The organism is Geobacter sp. OR-1 (assembly GCF_000813145.1).
Taxonomy (GTDB): domain Bacteria; phylum Desulfobacterota; class Desulfuromonadia; order Geobacterales; family DSM-12255; genus Geoanaerobacter.
Window position 1 is genome coordinate 1 of record NZ_BAZF01000057.1, and the last position, 1,108, is coordinate 1,108.

A 1,108-nucleotide genomic window follows, 5' to 3' on the forward strand; every position below is an offset into this window, starting at 1 on the left:
CATAGTGCGACTGGCCGTCATACTGCGGCGGGTTGTCGTGGCACATGCCGCAGCGGTTGGCGACCGAACCGGCAGTGCCGTACCAGTCGGGCGTGGTCCTGAAATCGTTCTGCGCCTGGTTGGTTGAACGGCCGCTGCTGTGGCAGTAAACCATGGAACAGGTGACGCTGACTTTCGTGGTGCCGCTGATGCCGCTGCCCGGGGTGTTGATGAAGTCAGCGGTGGCGCTGTTGAGACCGGCCAGAGAGCTTCTTCCCGACTTGTCCTTGTTGATAGTGACATCAATATGACCGTCGCGGTGGTGTGCTTCATCGGTCGGATGGCAGTTGGCACAGCCGATCCGGTACTTGCCGTTGTCGGATTTGATGGCGGTGTAGTTGTACATGGTAACCAGGCCGCTGGTGATCATGTTGTCGATGTGGGTCCTGTGCATGCCGGGCTTGTTGATGAGGTCGCCGTGGCAGGTGGCACAGGTGGCGTGGGAGCCCCACTGGATTTCCGTGCCGGTAGATGCATGGCAAGATACGTTGGTGCACCCCTTGGTTACAGGGTTGTAGTCACCGCTCCTGCCGTTGCCGATCCGGACGTTCGGAGCGCCGTTGATATGGTAACCGCTGTCGTTGATCGCTCCGGCAGCGGTGACCGAATCGACGTGGCAGTTGGCGCAGGTGGATAATCCGGCACCGACATGGCTCCCGGTGTGGGTGTTGGCCCGGACCGCTCCGGGTCCGTCGTTCTTGTAGTTCGGCTCGCCGACGGTGCTGGTGAAGTACCCGGTCTGGGTGTCGTTGCCGTGGCAACCTTTACAGTCGCTGAAGACCACTGCGGAATTCCAGCCGGTCCCGGCGGTGAACGGCGCATTTATCCGCCCTTTGCCGTCGCTGTGGCAATAGACGTTGCTGCAGATGCCGTCAGTGACGTTGTAGCTCCGGCCGGCACGAACACCGGAGTAGTCTTTGAAGGTGTTGGCGTGCAGCGCTTCGTTGCTGATGGTGTCGTTGCTGCTTACGGTCTTGGCATGGCAATCGACGCAGCCGAACGCCTTGCCGAGGCTCGGGTTGGCGGTTACGCTGATATGCGCGCTGTGCTTCTTGGTCGTCAGCGTGAC

At 60.8% G+C, this 1,108-nt stretch carries 1 protein-coding gene; it reads right to left on the reverse strand.

What is annotated here, in order from left to right:
* The coding region (locus tag OR1_RS20445; RefSeq protein WP_041975016.1) for a CxxxxCH/CxxCH domain-containing protein at positions 1-1,108 on the reverse strand (1,108 nt) is incomplete at both ends.